Genomic DNA, 16,632 nt, shown 5'->3' with positions numbered 1-16,632 from the left:
ATTGCCTTTCAATCGGGCAGGATTTACAGGGGATTTTGGAAAACCAATTCACCGATCGGCGATATCATGAACAAATCCGTCAATCTCGATGCGCTCGACCGCCGCATCGTCGCAGAGCTTCAGCGCGACGCCTCGCTCAGCAATGCGGACCTGGCCGAACGGGTCGGCAGCACCGCCCCTTCCTGCTGGCGGCGGATCCGGGCGCTGGAGGAGATGGGCGTGCTCAAGGGCGCGGTGCGCCTCGCCGATGCGGAGAAGCTGGGCCATGCCGTCAACATCTTGTGCAGCGTGCGGATGAAGAGCCACACCAGCGAAAGCGTCGACGCCTTCCACGCCTTTGTCGAGGCGCATCCGCAGATCATGGAATGCTACCTCATGTCGGGCGAATGGGACTATCTGATGCGGGTCGTGGCCTCCGACGTCGCCGATTATGAGCATTTCCTGATGCGCAACCTGCTCAAACACCCCTCGGTCGGCGGCGCCTCCTCCCACTTCGCCCTGTCGGTGACGAAATTCACCACTGTGCTGCCGGTGGGGGAAGCGGGACGGTAGGAAGAAAGCGGCCGGATTACTGCCCCGGCCGCCTTCCGATCTTCAGGTCATCAGCGCCTTGACCGCGTCGGCCACCCGCTCGGGCGAGACGATATAGGCGTCCTCCAGCACCTTGGCGAAGGGCACCGGCGACTTGGGGGCGCCCAGCCGGCGGACCGGGGCCTTCAACTGGCCGAACAGTTCCTCGGCAATGGTCGAGGCGATCTCGCCGCCCGGACCGAAGTCGCGCACGGCTTCATGCACCACCAGCGCCCGGCCGGTCTTGGCGACCGAGGCCAGCACCGCTTCCCGGTCCCAGGGCGATACGGTGCGCAGATCGACCAGTTCGGCCGAAATGCCTGCCTCCGCCAATGCCGGCAGCGCGGCCTGGCAGCGCAGCAACTGCGACGACCAGGAGACGATGGTGATGTCGGTGCCTTCCTGCACGATCCGCGCCTTGCCGAGCGGAATCGGCGTCGCGACCTCATCCACCTCGCCCGGAATGAACAGGCTGCCGGCGGATTCGATGAAGATGCAGGGATCGGGGTCCTGGATGCAGGACAAGAGCAGCCCCTTGTAATCGGCCGGGGTCGAGGGCGCGACCACCTTGATGCCGGCGGTGTGGGCGAACCAGCCTTCCAGATGGTCGGCATGCTGGCCGGCCGTCTGCCAGCCCGCGCCGGTCAGGGTGCGGATGGTGATCGGCACCGTGCTCTGCCCGCCCGACATGAAGCGCAGCTTGGCGGCATGGTTGAAGATCATGTCCATAGCGACGGTGGTGAAGTTCATCAGCATGATCTCCGCCACCGGCTTGTAGCCGGCCAGCGCCGCGCCGATCGCCGCGCCGATGATCGCCTGTTCGGAAATCGGCGTCGATTTGACGCGATCGTCGCCGAAGCGGGTCGAGAGGCCAGCGGTCGCACCGGTGACGCCGCCGCCCTCGCGATCGGCGACATCCTCGCCCAGCACCAGCACCTTGTCATCCTCCGCCATCGCCTGGGCGAGCGCCGAATTGACGGCCTGGAGCGAGTTCATCTTCTTGGCCGTCATGCGGGCATCTCCTGGGCAAACACATCGCGGCGCAGTTCGTCGACCGACGGCAGCGGGCTCGCCAGCCCGAATTCCTGGGCATCCTCGACCTCGGCCTCGATCTTCGCCTGCATCTCGGCCAACTGATCCTCGGTCGCGTGGCCCTGTGCCACCAGCCATGCCTTGAAGGCGGGCAGCGGATCCTTGGCGATCGCCGCGGCCTTTTCCTCCTTGGTCATATATTTGTCGTCGTCGCCCAGGACGTGGCCGAGGAAGCGGAAGGTCTTGCACTCCAGCAATGTCGGCCCCTCGCCCTCGCGGGCGCGGGTGATCGCTTCGTGCGCGGCGGCATACATGGCGAGCGGATCATTGCCGTCGACCGTATGGCCGGGCATGCCGTAGCCGATCGCGCGCTTGGCGATGAAGTCGACCGAGGTGCCATTTTCGTAGCGCGTATGTTCGGCAAAGCCGTTATTCTGGCACACGAAGATCACCGGCAGCTTCCACACCGACGCGAGGTTCAGCGCCTCGTGGAAGGCGCCGATGTTGGATGCGCCGTCGCCGAAATAGGCGATCGTCACCCGCTTCGATCCGTCCAGCTTCGCCGCCCAGGCAAGGCCATTGGCGATCGGCATGGAGGAGCCGACGATGCCGGTCGTCACCATCACCCCGGTTTCGGGATGGGTGAGGTGCATGGGCCCCCCCTTGCCCTTGCAGGTGCCGTCGACGCGGCCAGCAATTTCCGCCCAGAGCGGGCGCAGCGGCATATCCTTGGCCACCATGTCGTGGATGCCGCGATAGATGGTGCAGATCTTGTCGTCATTGGTCAGCAGCGACGAGATGGTCGCCGGGATCACTTCCTGCCCGCGCGCCGAATAATAGGGCATGACCAGCCGCCCCAGGCGGATGGTCTTGCGGATCGCGTCGTCATTGCGCTCGATCCGGATCATGCGGCGGTAGATGTCCACCAGCGCTTCCTGGCTCGGCGCCGGGGCGTTGCTCAACTCTGCCATGGGTTCCTCGATGGCTATGGAATGTGCCCCCTGCATTGGCCGTCGGGCATCGGGGGTCAACTCGCCCCGGCGATATGTGCCTCCGTGCCCCAAAAGGCGCGAAAATGCGTCGCTTTTCCACGCGATTTCGCTCCACCGATATGCGGCCGGCGATGCTTGCAATGCGGTCCGATCGGCCCAAGCTGGCAGCAGGGAGAGCGCGCGATGACGAACATGCTGACCGCCATCGCCAGGGGCGGCGAAGGGATTGAGGGGATCGCGATCCACAGCGTGCCGATCCCGGTTGCGGGGCCGGGCGAGGCGCTGGTGCGGCTCAAGGCGGCGACGCTCAATTTCCGCGACCTGATCATCGCCCGCGGCATGATGGCGGGGCTTGCCAAGGAACCCGACTATGTCCCCCTGTCCTGCGCCACCGGCGAGGTGGTCGCGGTCGGCGAGGGCGTATCGCGCGTGAAGCCGGGCGACCGGGTCAACCCGATCTTCGCGCTGGGCTGGCTGGAGGGGCGACAGCCGAGCATGGCAATGCTGGGCGGCAGCGCCGATGGCGTCGCGCGTCAATATGCGGTCTTTCCGGCCGAAAGCCTGTGCATCGTGCCGGATACGCTCGGCGATCTGGAGGCGGCGACTTTGACCTGCGCCGGCCTCACCGCCTGGCACGCGCTGTTCCTGCCCCGCCCGATCCAGCGGGGCGAATGGATATTATGCCAGGGCACTGGCGGCGTATCGATCGCGGCGCTGCAATTGGCCAAGGCGGCCGGCGCGCATGTCGCCATCACCTCCTCCTCCGACGCGAAACTGGCGCGTGCCCGCGCGCTGGGCGCCGACATCTGCATCAATTATCGCACCGATCCGGACTGGCCGGCGGCGATCCGCCAGGTGCTGGGCGGGCGCGGTGTCGACATCGTGGTCGACGTGGTCGGCGCCAGCCAGGTGGAAACCGCCGCATCGCTGCTCAACCCCGGCGGGGTGATCGCCGCGATCGGCATGCTGGGGTCCGAGTTCAGCTGGCACCTCGCCGATGTCGGCGGCCATCCGGTCGCCCGCATCTCGGTCGGCAACCGCGCCGAGCATGAGGCCATGCTGGCCTTTTGCGCGCAGCATCGCATCCGGCCGGTGGTCGATGCGGTCTATGATCTCACCCGTCTGGCCGATGCCTGCCGCCATCTGGAAAGCGGCCAATTCTTCGGCAAGATCGGGATAAACCTACTCTAAATTCTGGAACGGACGCATGGACAAGAATGAAGAGGCGCGCGAGGCGGCCAAGCGCGTGCTGCAACTGGAGGCCGAACTGGAGGCGGAAGGCGATGCCCGGACCGGCGGCGACGAACTCGCCCATTCGCGCGCGGTGCTGCACCAATGGGTCGATACGGTGGTCGCGGTCGTGGCCTCGCCGGGGGTCGGCCGCGTGACGCTGATCCACGCCGATGGCGGCCAGACCAAGATCGCCTCGCCCAACCTGCCCTTCCTGCTCTCGCGTCCGGCCCGGTTCGATGCGCAGGATGAAAATTCTCCGTCCGACGCGGGTTGAAAGCGGCGGGCGGCTTCCTATCTGTGAATAGTCCCGGCCAGCCCCCTCAGGCCGAGACATCTTACCAGGCCCCCGGCGCACTCCCCCCGCGTCGGGGGCAATGGTTTTCCGGGCTATTCCCTTCCTTCGTTACTGATTTTCCAGCCCCGCCGCATGGCGCGCGGCGATATAGCCGAACACCATCGACGGCCCGATGCTGGCGCCCGCCGCGACATAGACATTGCCCATCACCGATGCGGTGGTGACGCCGGTGGCATAGAGGCCGGGGATCGGCGCGCCTGCGCCATCGACCACCCGCCCGCGTTCATCGGTGACGACGCCGCCATAGGTGCTGACATCGCCCGGCACGACCGGCACGGCGTAGAAAGGCCCCTTCTCGATCGATCCCATGGAGCGTTCCGCGGAAAAGGGATCGCCCACGAAGCCGCAATTGTCATAGGCGCGCGCGCCGCGATCAAAGTCCCCATCCTTGCCGACGGCAACGAAGCCGTTCCAGCGCGCCACCGTCGCGGCCAGGGTGACGGGATCGGCGCCGATGCTGGCCGCCAGCCCCTCGATCGTGTCGGCGCTGTGCAGATAGCCGCTTTCCACCCAGCCTTCGGGAATCGCCTTGTCGATGAAGCGGCCGGCGACGGCGTAGAGTTCCACATATTGACGGTCCAGGATCGCCCAGCTCGGCACCGCCGGCACCACCGCGTTCCGCCGGACCATCGTCTCGCAATAGAGCTCGTAGCTGCCCCCTTCATTCATGAAGCGGGTGCCGCCCTGATCGACCAATATGGCGTGCGGCTTGCCGGTCATCGACTGGGCGCCGGGCGCGACATAGCCCTTGTCCCAGCCGGGCGCCGGGGTCAGCTGATAGCCGACCATCTGGTCCATCTGTGCCAGCCGGCCGCCGACCCGCTCCAGTTCCTGCTGCATCTCGCCGGTATCGCCCTCGGGCGTCTGCGACCATTCGGCGCGGGTGCCGGGCATGTAGCGGTCGCGCATCGCCTGGTTGCGGGCAAAGCCGCCGGCATTGACCAGCACGCCCAGTCGCGCGCCGATCCGCCAGGGCTTGCCGTCCTTCACCGTGACCACGCCGGTCGCGATCCCCTCCTGCACGACGATCTCGCTTACCGGCGTATCGGTGCGGACATCGGCGCCGGCGGCCAGCACGGCTTTCAGCATCCGTCCCTGCAGCGCGGCGCCCGCCGTCGTATATTTACGGCCCAGCAGCTTGTCGCGAATGGTGCGCAGCGCGATCTTGGCCATCAGCTTGCCCGACGCCTTGTTGGTGCGGCGATGGCCCTGCGCCTCCATCCCCTCGACCAGCGTGACGTTGAATTCGGCAAAGCCCTGACGCAGCCGGTCGGCCCAGTCGCCCAGTTCCTTGCGGTTGAAGGGCCTGGCCACCACGGTGCGCGACGTCTTGCAGCCGCCGGGCTGCTCATCATAATAATCCGGCCAGAAGGTCGAACCGCGTTGCAGCGCCACCCCCTGATCCACCAGGAAATCGACCGCGCGCGGCGCCTGCGTCACATAGGCAAGGCGCTTCTCGCGCGAGGTGCCGGGGGCAGGATGGCCATCGAGCGCCTGCAGCGCGTCGAGATAGGTCATTGCCGCCTCGACACTGTCCGCCTCGCCATCGGCCAGCATGAAGCGGTTGGCGGGAATCCACATGACGCCGCCCGACTTGGCGGTGGTGCCGCCGATCTTGTCGGTCTTTTCCAGGATGACGACCGACTTGCCGGCCTGGCGCATGACCAGCGCCGAACTCATCGAACCGGCGCCGCTGCCCACGACCACCCAGTCGAATATCTCGTCGAACCCGTCCATGCGCCGCTCTCCCTTTTCTGTGCGTCCGGGCTATCGTGCCGGGGCGATGATGGGGAGGGTGGAGCCACGCTCATCGCCACGGCGACGTTCGCGCCGCGCGGCGCCATGCTAGAGCAGGCCGTAAGGAGAGACGCATGAGCCATGACCTGCCCGATTATCGCACCATCCTGCTGGAGCGGCGGGGGCGGCTGTTGGTGATGACGCTCAACCGGCCGGAAGCGCTGAACGCGGTCAATCTCGACCTGCATGATGAATTGCCCGAGGCGCTGGCCTTTGCCGGGCGCGACAATGGGTCGGACGTGGTGCTGCTGACCGGCGCGGGCCGCGCCTTTTCGGCCGGCGGCGACATCGCCCATATGGAGCATAATGCCGCCAACCCGCATCTGTTCGATCATGAAGCGCGGCAGGCGAAGCGGATCGTGTCCGCCCTGCTCGACATCGAAAAGCCGGTGGTGTGCCGGATGAACGGCCATGCGGTCGGGCTGGGCGCGTCGATCGCCTTGCTGTGCGACATCATCTTTGCCGCCGAGGGGGCGAAGATCGGCGACCCTCATGTCGGTATCGGCCTGGTCGCCGGCGATGGCGGCGCGGTCATCTGGGCACAGCGGATCGGCCTTGCCAAGGCGAAGGAATATCTGCTGACCGGCGAATTGCTGAGCGCGGCCAAGGCGGCGGAGATCGGCCTGATCAACCATTGCCTGCCGGCCGATCAACTGGACGGGGCGGTCGATGCTTTTTGCGCCAAGCTGCTGGCCGGCGCGCCCAATGCGATCCGCTGGACCAAGATATTGACCAACATGGAATTGAAGCGGATCGCCGGCGCGGTGATGGAAGCCGGCATCGCCTATGAATCGCTCAGCGTCCGCACCGCCGATCATCGCGAGGGCATCGCCGCGCTCAAGGAGAAGCGGACAGCGAAGTTTACAGGGCGATAGGGCGATTGGAGGTGGGGGGCCATATCTCGATAGCGAGACACCCCTCCACCGGCTTCGCCGGTCCCCTTCGGCAGAGTCACGCGCCTCTGCCGAACCTTGCAGGGGAGGATGTCTTACCCGCTTCTCGTCGCTTGTTACCGAAGGTCAGACAATATCCGCCACGCGCACCCAGCGGCGTTCGGCACTGGAGATGCGGATCGCTTCCTGGATGCGTTCGACCGCGAGCGCGCGGGCGAAGTCCGGGGCCGCTGTGCCGCGACCATGGATCGCGTCCACCATGGCCTGCATCGACAGCGCCATCGGATAGCTGGGCTGGGGCTCGCTCTGCCAGTCGAGGGGGATGCCGGGCGTCGTCTTGAACGCGTCAGGCAGCGCGACATCCTCCAGCGTGCCGCCCAGTTGCCCGGCGCGCAGCGTGCAGTCGCGTGCGGTCGGGAAAGTGGGCGAAGTGGAGACCATCCGACCCTTGTCGCCGAACAGGTCGAGCAGGAAGCCGTCATGCAGCGCCATGCTCCAGCTGATCTGCATCTGCAGCACCAGCCCGCTTTCGAAGCGCAGGATGACATTGGCAAGATCGGTGGTTTCGGGCGTGATGGTGTCGCCGTCTGGGAAGGTCCAGCGCTTGAGTATCTGGCTGTCGTCGGCGACCAGTTCGGCGATCGGGCCGAGCAGGTGCAGCAGCAGATAGAGCGCATGGCTGCCATTGTTGCGCACCGCCGACACGCCCTGCCCGGCCTGCGCGAACCAGTTATAGGGGAACAGCTTGTTGGGCTGGTTGAACAGAGAGATGTTGAAATGGCAGGTGCCGCCGAGTGGCGCGCCGATATGGCCGTCGTCCAGCATCGCCTTCATCTGGCGCAGGGCGGGCAGATATTGCGAGAAGGCGTCGACCACGCCGATGCTGGTGCTGCCTTGCCAGGCCGTATCGATCGCCCTGGCACCGGCCCAGTCGGGGGCGTGGGGGCTGGCATTATAGACATGTTTGCCATGGGCGAGCGCGGCCAGCACCATCGGCAGGCGGACGCTGGGCCGGGTGCCGAGGTCGACAATGTCGATGTCGGGATCGGCGCACATCTCCTCCGCATTCCAGAAGGCGCGCGGCAGGCCGAGCCGCTGCTGCGCGGCGTGGGCCGTCTCCTCGCGCGAGGTGCAGATCGCCGTTACCTCGACGCCGGGAATGGCGCGCCAGGCAGGCAGATGCGCGAAGGCGCCCCAGGCGGCGCTGACGATGCCGACGCGCAGCACCATCTTATTCGATCGTGCCCAGAACGGTGCCGACCTCATAGGTTTCGCCCGGCTGGGCGATGATGCGCAGCGTGCCGCTGGCCGGGGCCTCGACCTCGTTCGCCGACTTGTCGGCTTCCAGCAGATAGAGCGGCTGGCCCTCGGTAACGGTCGCGCCGTCTTCGGCCAGCCATTCGGCGATCTGCGCCTCGGTCATGGAAAAGCCGATCTTGGGCAGCAGGATGTCGGTGGCCATGGTGTGTCCCCTTTGAAACAGCGAATATCTGTTCCCCTGCTATCGCGCCTTTGGCGGCGGACAATGCGCAAAAGCGGCCCGCCGCCGCCATATCACCGGCGCGATAAGGGGACGGCGATCAATAGCCGCGCGTGTCGGTCCAATTGTCACTTTCGCCCGGCTTGAAGGTCTTGCCCGGCGTCCTGCCCGATCCGGTCTTGAGGTCGAAGCCGATCGGGTCGGCGCCGCCCTCGATGCCGACGCCGAAGGAGGAAAGCGCCCAGCTGGTCATGACATAATGGCCGATCGAAAAGACCAGGTCCATTTTCTGCCGCGTGTCGAAATGGGCGCCCAGCCCGTCCCAGGTGGCATCGCTGATCTTGCCATCCTCGATCAGTTCGTCGACTGAGCGCAGCACCAGCGCATCTTGATCCGCCCAGTCGCCGCCTTCGGGGAAATCGCGGATCGCGCCGATTTCCTCCAGCGTGATGCCGGCGTTGAGCGCATAGCCGACATGATTATGCCACTCATAGGCCGAGTTGACCCGCCAGGCGACGCGCAGGATCAGCAGTTCGAGCGCGCGCGTCGACAGGCTGTTCGCCATCAGCAGATGCTTGCCCCAGATATTATAGACCTTCCCCAGCGGCGGATGGTTGGCCATCACCATCATGACATTGGTCTTGGACCCCTCCTCCCAGGCATTGGGTTCGCCCCAGAAGGCGAACACCTCACGCGCGTCGTCGGTCCACTGGTCGCGCGGCAGATGGGAAATACGGGGGGTGATGTCGGTCATGATGCGTCCTTGATGGAGAATCTCAAAGTCCCTCGACCAGCAGCACGCGATAGGGCGCTGCCTTCATCCGATAGGGCAAGGCCGCCTGATATTCAGGGCTGTCATACCAGGCGCGGGCCTTGGCGGCGTCGGGAAATTCCAGGATGATCGCGCCGTCCGCACCCTCGCCCTCCAGCAATTGCTGCGCACCATAAACGGCGAGCGGACGGATGCCGTAATGGGCGACGAAGGTCGCCGCATTGGCGCGGTTCATCGCGCTATAGATGTCCATCGCTTCCTGATCGGCGATCGGGCCTTCGCGGGTGACGATCATATAGGCAGGCATCGGCAGCGTTCCTCGCGTCAGTGGATGGCGGCGGGCATAACGCTGCGGTCCCAGCCGCCGGCCGCGGCGAAATCCTTGCGGCAACTGCGGCTGGCGAACCACGCGAGGATGGTGCTGGGAATGCCGACCAGCAGCGCCCAGCGCATCGCCATGCCGAGCGAATCCTCGCCATAGACCGGGCGCAGCGCATCGCTGAGCGCGCCGACCAGCACCGGTCCGCCACCCAGGCCGACGACCTGGATCGACACCATCAGCACCGCGATCGCCGTGGCGCGCGAGCGCGAGGGCACCAGACCCGCCACCACCGCCATCAGCGGCGCGGCGGAGAGGCCACCCAGCAGCATGTTGAGGCCATAGAGCGGAAAGACCCGCTCGCCCGGACCGGTGAGGATCATCCAGCCGATGGCGGTGGCGCAGGCGCCCGACAGCATCAATATCCAGACATACCAGCGCATGTCGCGGCGGCCGAGATAGTCGGCCAGCGGTCCGCCCAGCGTATGGCCGATGGCCGAACCGAAGAAGAGCGCGCCGCCCATCTGCAACCCGGCCTGGCTGGCCGGCATGCCATGGGTCCGTTCCATGAAGGCCGGCGCCCAGCTGATGAAGCCCATGGTCAGCAGCGCGTTGAGCGAGGCGGCAGCAATCAGCGGCGGCAGGGTGCGGATGGCCAGCAATTCGCGCGCGGTCTGAAGGAAGGGCACGGGCCGCGCCTGTTCGGCCGAGGCACCGTCGGCCAGGCCCGATCGGCTGTCGCGCAGGGTGAACCAGACGATCGGCGCAAGGATGAAGCCGGGTATGGAGGCGAAGATCAGCGTTTCGCGCCAGCCATAGGCCTGCACCGCCCAGCCACCGACGGCAGGACCGAGGAAGGTTCCGAGCGAGGCGCCGAGCAGGAAGATCGACAGCGCGGTCGCGCGCTGGCGGATCGGGAAAAGATCGGCGATCCAGGCCTGGGACGGCGGGGTGAAGCCGCCTTCGCCAAGGCCGATGCCGGCGCGACCGATGAGCAGGATCCAGAAGCTCTTCGCCAGGCCGCAAACGATGACAGCGGCGCTCCACACGGTGGCGGCGATGGCGACGATCTTGCGCTTCGACCAGCCATCGGCCAGCCGCGCCAGCGGAATGATGGCGAGGATATAGACGATCGCGATGATCATGTCCTTGGCCATGCCGATCGCGGCGTCGGACAGGCCCAGTTCGTGGCGGATCGGCTCCACCATCACCACCATCAGATAGCGTTCGCCCTGGACCGAAGCCGACACCAGCACCATCAGCAGCAGGAAATAGGCGCGATAGGCCATGGAGGGCAGCGCTTCGGGCGGCGTGACGGCGGAAGCCGTGTCGAAATGCGGGTCGCTGTCTGCCATGCGCTTGTCCTCACCTGTTGCGGCGCGGTCGTGGCGCGCGACGATCATGCGGCTGGAGCCGTCTTGTCCGGGCAGGATTTGAAACCGGTTCGACGCGGGAGGCAATGCAGGCAGGAAAGGATCGCTTGCGCGATGGCCCCTCCCCGCCCGGCCAGATAGGATCAGGCGTCCTCGTCGCTCATCCAGTGGACGAAGCGCTGCAGCGGCAACATGCCGTCATGGGCGCCGCCCATCACATGCTTGGCCGCGCCGCCGAGCCGCACGACGCGCTGCGCCCCGGCGCTGGCGAGGCGATCGCGCAGCGCGAGTTTCCGCTCGGGCGGATAGATGCCGATCGTCTGGGTCGCGACATTCACATGGCGGACCGCCGCATCGAGCGAGGCGACATGGACGACATTGGCGGTCTTGTTGCTCGGATGGAAATCGACCGGCTCGTCGGTCAGGATGACGAGGCCCCGGCCATCGGGCTTGCCCCAGACTTTGGTGTCGTCGCCCATCAGGGTCAGCATCTCGATCTCGTCGCGCACCTCGACCGGCAGCGGATGTGCGACCGCGGACGCCGTTTCGCGATCGAGGCCGAGCTTTTCCTGCAACTTGGCGCAGAAGGCCTCCACCCCGGCCCGGTCGCCTTCGACGAAGATGAAGCGGCTGGCGAGGCAGGCTTCCTGATTCATCGTCGCGACGTCGGTTGCGGCGGCATCGGCGACATCGTCGATCACGGCGGGATCGAACCCTTCCGGCCCGATCATCGAGATCGACGTTTTGGGATCGAACGACACCATCTGGATGCCCGGCCCCAGATATTTGATGACATTCTTGATCGCGTCGCCGCCGCCCCAGGCAACGATCTTGTCGAAATATTGGGGGCGATAGAGCGTGCCTTCGATCCGCTCGTCGCCGCCGCGCCAATAGACCGCCGACATCGACCGGACGACCGGGTGATCGGGATCGACATCGGCCATGGTGCGCAGCATCGCGACGCAGGTGAACGGGTCGCTCGACGGCATCTTGAAGACATTGACCGCCTTCACCAGCGCGCCCTGCGCGATCGAGGAGATGCAGCCGGTGGGCGAATTGCCGGCCAGCATATGCACCATGCGCGGCGGGAAGGCGCGCAGCGCGCCGCGATTGCCGTGCATGTCGGTGCGTTCCACCCAGCGGTCGAGCGCGGCGGGATCAAGGAAGCTCGATTCGATGCTGCAGCGCAGCCCCTCGGGCGTCAGGAAATGCTTGGCCCGGCGGAACAGATTTTCCACCACCCGGCGCGGCAGCGGATTGACCTTGACCGTATGCTCCAGCGCCGCCTGCAAATAGGGATTGGTCTCGAAATCCATCCGCTGCCCGGCCTCGACCAGGAAATCGATGATCTCGCTGACCGGCACGTCGAGCAGCGGCGGCAGTTCGGATCGCGGCGCGACCAGCGCATTGAGGTCGATCTGCGGCGTCGCGAAATCGACGCCCAGATCGCGCGAGCGATGGCGCACCGCCCCGCCCTCGACCAGTCTGCCACGCACGAAATGATCGACGCGGATCGGTTCGGCCGCCGTTTCGACCGGGGCCGTCTGTTCCAGCACGCTCATGCCACACCTCGCACATAGGCATCGACGGTACCCGCGCAGCCGATCTTGTCGTCGCCGTCCAGATCGGCATAGCGGGCGATAGTGTCGCGAATGGATGGCCCGCTATTGCCGCAGGCACAGGGGCTGTAGTCGGCCGATATCCGGTCGCCGGTGATGACCCCGCCCCAGCGGCCGTCGAGCGACAGGTCGAAAAAGGCGGCCCGGCCTTCGACCTCGCCGTCATGGGCGTGGTCGATCAGCGCGTCGCCATCCTTGTCCAGGATCATCGGCACGATCCAGGGCGGCACATGATAGCGCCCGCCCTCGCGGCATTTGGGCATGCCGCTGTTGAGTTCCTGCATCGAATAATTCTGGAAGTGCCGGCCTTCGGGAATGTTGAAGGTTTCATGCACGAACTGCTGATAATCGTCCGGCAGTTGCGCGCGCTTGAGCCCGCCGCCAATATAGATGCAGTTGTCCGGGTTGAAATCCTTGGCGCTATAGCCGCGCTCCCGCACCGCCTTGGCGACATGGTAGAGCGCGTTCCACATGCCCGCGATATAGAGTTTGTCGGCGCGATGCTCGATCATCGCATCGGCGGCGATATGGACGGCGGCGTCCATCGCCTCCTGCCGGAAGCGCGACGTTTCCTCGAACTCGGCAATATCGCCGGGCAGCGCGCTGCCGTCCGCCATCGCCTTGCGCAGCACCACCATGCGGGTCAGCGACCCGACGGTAATCGGCGGCACCGGATATTGGAACATCGCCTTGGCGGGATCGCCAAAGGCCGCCCGCTGGGCTTCCCCGATAATCTCGTTCTTGGGCACCTTGGCGACCGGGGCCAGCCCCATGATGCGGCGGTCCTGCGCCGGCTGCACGCCCGATCCCCAGGCAAAGACATTGACGGTATCGATCTTCGACCAGTCCATGTCCGCCTGCGACGCGATCAGCATCGCCGACTTGCCGGTGGTGCCGCTGGAGCAGGAGACATAATGGCCGGCCGCCTGCAGCCGGGCGATCCAGTCGTCGACATCGATGATGCCGTCAAGGTCGATGTCGGTCACGGGATGGGCGGAAATGGTATTGAGCCACTGGGTCAGCTTGTCCCAGCGCTGCTGCATCAGCCAGTTTTCGGGGTAGCTCTTGTACGCTGTGTGCGGGAACAGCAGCTTCACCGCGTCGTCGAGCGAGGTGACTTCGCTGATCCCCGCTTCCCGCGCGCGGTGGCCGAGCAGGCGGATGCCGTCCTTCTTCTCCTGGAACCGTTCGTTCAGCGCCGCGATCTGCGCGTCGCGCAATTCGGCGTGGGGAATGTTGAATCGATAGTCCGAACTGACCAGTCCGGTGAGGCGATCGGCCTGCGCGCCCATATCCTGCTCCTTGCCCTTGTGGCTCCGGTGCATTAATAGCACCTGATGCGTGTCATTATGCATGATTCGCAAAAGGCGGCAAGGGCCATAATGATGCTGGTCATGGACACACCGATTTCAGACCCCCGCCCCGCCGCCGGGCGCCCGACCCGAGAGCAGGCGCAGGCGCGCCAGGCCGAAATGCTCGACGCCGCGCTCGACATGTTCCTCGACAAGGGGTTCGAGCTGACGACGATGGAGGCGGTGGCCGCCGCCGTCGGCATGACCAAGCGCACCATCTATGCCCGCTATCCCGACAAGGCGGCGCTGTTCATGGCCGCGGTCGGTCGCGCGATCACCCGCACCGCCACGCCGCGCGCCGCGCTGGAGGCGATCGCCGGCGAGGATCTGGAAACCACGCTGGTCGCGATCGCTCGGCTGCGCATCGCCGACCTGTCGACGCCCGAGGGCGTCCGGCTGCGGCGGATCATCACCACCGAATCCTATCGCTTCCCCGACCTTCTGATGCTGTCCTACAGCCAGGGCGCCCAGCCGGTTCACGCCCATCTGGCCGACCTGCTGCGCCGCCATGATAGCGCCGGGGCGATTTGCGTGGACCGGCCGGACATGGCAGCCAGCCTGTTCATGACGATGGTGCTGGGCGGGCCGATCCGGCTGGTGGGATCGCCCCAGCCGATGAGCGCCGCCGAGGTGGATGACTGGGTGCGGGCCGCCGTGCGCCTGTTCCTGAACGGCATAAGGACCAGATCGGACTAGCAACCCGGACCACCCACAAGAGGGGGCCGGCACCAGATGAGGAGAGGGATATGGGATCGGCCTATTGGGGCGAATTGCGGACGCATTGGCGCCCCCTGCTCGCCGCGACGATGGGACTGGGCTTCGGCATCGGCCTGTCGGCCTATACGATGAGCCTGTTCGCGCCGAAGATGATCGGCGAGTTTGGCTGGGAGAAATCCCAATTCGCGCTGCTCGGCAGTTTCGGCCTGCTGATGCTGATCATGCAGCCGATCACCGGGCGGCTGACCGACCGCTTCGGGGTGCGCGCGGTCTCCGCCGTCGGCGTGCTGGCCGGGCCACTCGCCTATCTGGGCTTCGCCTTCCAGCCGGGCAGCATCCGCGCCTTCTTCGCCGTCGCCGTGCTGCAGATCATCCTTGGCACGCTCACCACATCGCCGGTCTATACCCGCATCGTCGCCGAACGGTTCGAGCGGGCACGCGGCCTTGCCTTCTCGATCGTGATGACCGGCCCACCGCTGGTCGGCGCGGTGATCGCTCCGCTGCTCGGCGGGTTCATCGAAAGCCAGGGCTGGCGCAACGGCTATCTGCTGATGGGCGGCGTCACCCTGGTCTTCGGCCTGATCGCGGTGCTGCTGACCCCGGCGCATATCGGCGTGCATCCCCATGAGGAGGTCGAGGAAGCAGGGACGCCCGCGCCGGTCGGCAGCCGCGTCATCTTTCGCAATCCCGCCTTCTGGGTGCTGATCGTCGGCATGGTGCTGGTCAATTTCCCGCAGGGTCTCGCCTCTGCCCAGATGAAACTGGTGCTGATGGACAGCGGCGCCGCGTCGCAGACCGCGACCTGGCTGATTTCCATCTATGCGATCGGCGTGCTGCTCGGTCGCTTCGCCTGCGGCCTGTCGCTCGACCGAATGCCGCCGCACCATGTCGCCGCGCTGGCGCTGGCGATGCCGGCGATCGGCATGGCGCTGATGGCTTCGCCGCTGGATGCGACCATTGTCCTTGCCCTCTCCGTCGCGATGATGGGGCTGGCGCAGGGCGCAGAGGGCGACATCGCCGCCTATCTCGTCTCGCGCCGCTTTGGCCTGGGCGTGTTCAGCCTGGTCATGGGTTTCGTCGGCGCGGCGATCGCGGGCGGCGCTGCGCTGGGATCACTGACGCTCAGCCTGACCCTGAGCATCTGGGGCAGCTATGCGCCGTTCCTGGCGCTCAGCGCCTGCGTCACTTTGGCCGGCGCTGCCCTGTTCCTGACCCTGGGGCGCCGTCCCCCCACTATGGAGCCCGTCTACGCATGAGCGACACCCAACGCACCGCGATCGTCACCGGCGCCAGCGCAGGCGTCGGCAAGGAAGCCGCCCGCGCCCTGCTGCAACAGGGCTGGCGGGTGATCGGCATCGGCCGTGACGTCGCCCGTTGCGCCGCCGCAGAGGCCGATCTCAGGGTCGAGGCCGGCGGCGATTTCACGATGCTGCGCGCCGATCTGTCCTCCATGGCCGATACCGCACGGGTCGCGCGGGAGATTGCGGCAAGCGCCCCGGAGATCGATGCGCTGATCAACAATGCCGGCGGCGTGGTGGCGGAGCGGACGATCACGCCCGAAGGGTTCGAGGCGACCTTTGCCTCCAACCATCTCGCCCCCTTCCTGCTGACGCAGAAGTTGCTGCCCAATCTGCGCGCCGCTGCCGCCAGGCGGGGACCGGGCGCGGTGCGCGTGATCGCCGTGTCCTCGACCGGGCATGAACAGAGCCCGGGCATCCAGTGGGACGATCTCAGCTTCGCCGAGAATTTCGTCGGTGGCGCGGCCTATTGCCATGCCAAGCTCGCCAATATCCTGTTCACCCGCGCACTGGCCCGCCGCGTCGCCGATGACGGCATCGTCGCCCACGCCATGCATCCCGGCGTGGTCGCCAGCAATTTCGCCAGCCACTGCGACGCGCCGATGCAGGCCTATATGGAATCGATCCTCGACCGGTCGGTCACGCCGGCGCAGGCCGCCGACACGCTGGTCTGGCTGGCCAGTGCCGAGGAGCCGGGGCGCAGCAGTGGCGGCTATTTCCACCAGCGCGCCGAACTCACCCCATCGGCGGCCGCGCAGGATGATGCGCAGGCGTTTAAACTGTGGCAGCTCAGCGAAGCGATGGTGGCGGGTTTCTAGGTTTCGTGGACA

Annotated in this window: 17 protein-coding genes; 7 read left to right on the top strand and 10 right to left on the bottom strand. The window is 66.3% G+C overall.

Translation table 11 applies throughout. The features are described 5' to 3' along the window. The first annotated feature begins 66 nt into the window (after positions 1-66). A complete protein-coding gene (locus tag E5554_RS04585) occupies positions 67-552 on the top strand; it encodes an Lrp/AsnC family transcriptional regulator (RefSeq protein ID WP_004209492.1) in 486 nt (161 codons plus the stop codon). Positions 553-594: 42 nt separating this feature from the next. Here E5554_RS04585 and E5554_RS04580 read toward each other — a convergent pair whose 3' ends face one another. Then, on the bottom strand, positions 595-1,581 hold the full coding sequence (locus tag E5554_RS04580; RefSeq protein WP_136186085.1) for a transketolase C-terminal domain-containing protein: 987 nt from the start codon (positions 1,579-1,581) through the stop codon (positions 595-597). Next, positions 1,578-2,573, bottom strand: a complete 996-nt coding sequence (locus E5554_RS04575; protein ID WP_136186084.1) for a thiamine pyrophosphate-dependent dehydrogenase E1 component subunit alpha — start codon at positions 2,571-2,573, stop codon at positions 1,578-1,580. Before E5554_RS04575 ends, E5554_RS04580 begins: the two co-directional genes overlap by 4 nt. A gap of 204 nt (positions 2,574-2,777) precedes the next feature. Here E5554_RS04575 and E5554_RS04570 point away from each other — a divergent pair, with 204 nt between their 5' ends. Both E5554_RS04570 and E5554_RS04565 read left to right on the top strand, forming a co-directional pair. Then, entirely contained in the window at positions 2,778-3,785 is a 1,008-nt protein-coding gene (locus E5554_RS04570) for an NAD(P)-dependent alcohol dehydrogenase (RefSeq protein ID WP_136186083.1), read from the top strand. A gap of 16 nt (positions 3,786-3,801) precedes the next feature. Further along, a complete protein-coding gene (locus E5554_RS04565; RefSeq protein WP_136186082.1) occupies positions 3,802-4,101 on the top strand; it encodes a hypothetical protein in 300 nt (99 codons plus the stop codon). 129 nt (positions 4,102-4,230) lie between these two features. Here E5554_RS04565 and E5554_RS04560 read toward each other — a convergent pair whose 3' ends face one another. Next, the gene (locus E5554_RS04560; protein WP_136186081.1) at positions 4,231-5,919 is read right to left on the bottom strand and encodes an FAD-dependent oxidoreductase; all 1,689 of its coding nucleotides are present in this window, start codon (positions 5,917-5,919) and stop codon (positions 4,231-4,233) included. Positions 5,920-6,053: 134 nt separating this feature from the next. On the opposite strand from E5554_RS04560, the gene E5554_RS04555 reads away from it, so the two are divergent. Beyond that, on the top strand, positions 6,054-6,854 hold the full coding sequence (locus E5554_RS04555) for an enoyl-CoA hydratase/isomerase family protein (protein WP_136186080.1): 801 nt from the start codon (positions 6,054-6,056) through the stop codon (positions 6,852-6,854). 144 nt (positions 6,855-6,998) lie between these two features. On the opposite strand, the gene E5554_RS04550 is transcribed toward E5554_RS04555, so the two are convergent. From E5554_RS04550 to E5554_RS04520, 7 genes are all read right to left on the bottom strand, one after another. Further along, positions 6,999-8,102 (bottom strand): Gfo/Idh/MocA family oxidoreductase, encoded by a 1,104-nt coding sequence (locus E5554_RS04550; protein WP_136186079.1) that lies wholly within the window; start codon positions 8,100-8,102, stop codon positions 6,999-7,001. Position 8,103: 1 nt separating this feature from the next. Then, positions 8,104-8,334, bottom strand: a complete 231-nt coding sequence (locus E5554_RS04545) for a biotin/lipoyl-containing protein (protein ID WP_004209482.1) — start codon at positions 8,332-8,334, stop codon at positions 8,104-8,106. Positions 8,335-8,452: 118 nt separating this feature from the next. After that, positions 8,453-9,106, bottom strand: a complete 654-nt coding sequence (locus E5554_RS04540; RefSeq protein WP_037518738.1) for a carboxymuconolactone decarboxylase family protein — start codon at positions 9,104-9,106, stop codon at positions 8,453-8,455. Positions 9,107-9,128: 22 nt separating this feature from the next. Then, the gene (locus tag E5554_RS04535; protein ID WP_136186078.1) at positions 9,129-9,431 is read right to left on the bottom strand and encodes a DUF1330 domain-containing protein; all 303 of its coding nucleotides are present in this window, start codon (positions 9,429-9,431) and stop codon (positions 9,129-9,131) included. 17 nt (positions 9,432-9,448) lie between these two features. Then, a complete protein-coding gene (locus E5554_RS04530; RefSeq protein WP_235654623.1) occupies positions 9,449-10,798 on the bottom strand; it encodes an MFS transporter in 1,350 nt (449 codons plus the stop codon). A gap of 161 nt (positions 10,799-10,959) precedes the next feature. Further along, on the bottom strand, positions 10,960-12,378 hold the full coding sequence (locus E5554_RS04525) for an acyl-CoA reductase (protein ID WP_136186077.1): 1,419 nt from the start codon (positions 12,376-12,378) through the stop codon (positions 10,960-10,962). Beyond that, entirely contained in the window at positions 12,375-13,760 is a 1,386-nt protein-coding gene (locus tag E5554_RS04520) for a hypothetical protein (protein WP_247594376.1), read from the bottom strand. Before E5554_RS04520 ends, E5554_RS04525 begins: the two co-directional genes overlap by 4 nt. A gap of 69 nt (positions 13,761-13,829) precedes the next feature. Here E5554_RS04520 and E5554_RS04515 point away from each other — a divergent pair, with 69 nt between their 5' ends. From E5554_RS04515 to E5554_RS04505, 3 genes are read left to right on the top strand one after another with little or no spacing between them, the layout of a single operon-like run. Continuing rightward, positions 13,830-14,483 carry a TetR/AcrR family transcriptional regulator gene (locus E5554_RS04515; protein WP_247594375.1) on the top strand — a complete coding sequence of 218 codons (654 nt, stop codon included), beginning with the start codon at positions 13,830-13,832 and terminating at the stop codon, positions 14,481-14,483. 50 nt (positions 14,484-14,533) lie between these two features. After that, entirely contained in the window at positions 14,534-15,760 is a 1,227-nt protein-coding gene (locus E5554_RS04510; RefSeq protein ID WP_063976070.1) for an MFS transporter, read from the top strand. Next, complete coding sequence (locus E5554_RS04505) at positions 15,757-16,620, top strand: SDR family NAD(P)-dependent oxidoreductase (protein WP_136186075.1); 864 nt, start codon at positions 15,757-15,759, stop codon at positions 16,618-16,620. Before E5554_RS04510 ends, E5554_RS04505 begins: the two co-directional genes overlap by 4 nt. Positions 16,621-16,632 lie beyond the last annotated feature (12 nt).

This window comes from Sphingobium sp. PAMC28499 (assembly GCF_004795815.1).
Lineage (GTDB): Bacteria > Pseudomonadota > Alphaproteobacteria > Sphingomonadales > Sphingomonadaceae > Sphingobium > Sphingobium yanoikuyae.
The sequence above is the reverse complement of the archived record's forward strand: the minus strand, read 5'-3'. Positions and strand labels throughout refer to the sequence as shown.

Bases quoted from the DNA above. Each gene is read 5' to 3' on its own strand.
- E5554_RS04585 (WP_004209492.1), top strand. From the start codon at position 67: ATGAACAAATCCGTCAATCTCGATGCGCTCGACCGCCGCATCGTCGCA.
- E5554_RS04580 (WP_136186085.1), bottom strand. From the start codon at position 1,581: ATGACGGCCAAGAAGATGAACTCGCTCCAGGCCGTCAATTCGGCGCTC.
- E5554_RS04575 (WP_136186084.1), bottom strand. From the start codon at position 2,573: ATGGCAGAGTTGAGCAACGCCCCGGCGCCGAGCCAGGAAGCGCTGGTG.
- E5554_RS04570 (WP_136186083.1), top strand. From the start codon at position 2,778: ATGACGAACATGCTGACCGCCATCGCCAGGGGCGGCGAAGGGATTGAG.
- E5554_RS04565 (WP_136186082.1), top strand. From the start codon at position 3,802: ATGGACAAGAATGAAGAGGCGCGCGAGGCGGCCAAGCGCGTGCTGCAA.
- E5554_RS04560 (WP_136186081.1), bottom strand. From the start codon at position 5,919: ATGGACGGGTTCGACGAGATATTCGACTGGGTGGTCGTGGGCAGCGGC.
- E5554_RS04555 (WP_136186080.1), top strand. From the start codon at position 6,054: ATGAGCCATGACCTGCCCGATTATCGCACCATCCTGCTGGAGCGGCGG.
- E5554_RS04550 (WP_136186079.1), bottom strand. From the start codon at position 8,102: ATGGTGCTGCGCGTCGGCATCGTCAGCGCCGCCTGGGGCGCCTTCGCG.
- E5554_RS04545 (WP_004209482.1), bottom strand. From the start codon at position 8,334: ATGGCCACCGACATCCTGCTGCCCAAGATCGGCTTTTCCATGACCGAG.
- E5554_RS04540 (WP_037518738.1), bottom strand. From the start codon at position 9,106: ATGACCGACATCACCCCCCGTATTTCCCATCTGCCGCGCGACCAGTGG.
- E5554_RS04535 (WP_136186078.1), bottom strand. From the start codon at position 9,431: ATGCCTGCCTATATGATCGTCACCCGCGAAGGCCCGATCGCCGATCAG.
- E5554_RS04530 (WP_235654623.1), bottom strand. From the start codon at position 10,798: ATGGCAGACAGCGACCCGCATTTCGACACGGCTTCCGCCGTCACGCCG.
- E5554_RS04525 (WP_136186077.1), bottom strand. From the start codon at position 12,378: ATGAGCGTGCTGGAACAGACGGCCCCGGTCGAAACGGCGGCCGAACCG.
- E5554_RS04520 (WP_247594376.1), bottom strand. From the start codon at position 13,760: ATGCACCGGAGCCACAAGGGCAAGGAGCAGGATATGGGCGCGCAGGCC.
- E5554_RS04515 (WP_247594375.1), top strand. From the start codon at position 13,830: ATGGACACACCGATTTCAGACCCCCGCCCCGCCGCCGGGCGCCCGACC.
- E5554_RS04510 (WP_063976070.1), top strand. From the start codon at position 14,534: ATGGGATCGGCCTATTGGGGCGAATTGCGGACGCATTGGCGCCCCCTG.
- E5554_RS04505 (WP_136186075.1), top strand. From the start codon at position 15,757: ATGAGCGACACCCAACGCACCGCGATCGTCACCGGCGCCAGCGCAGGC.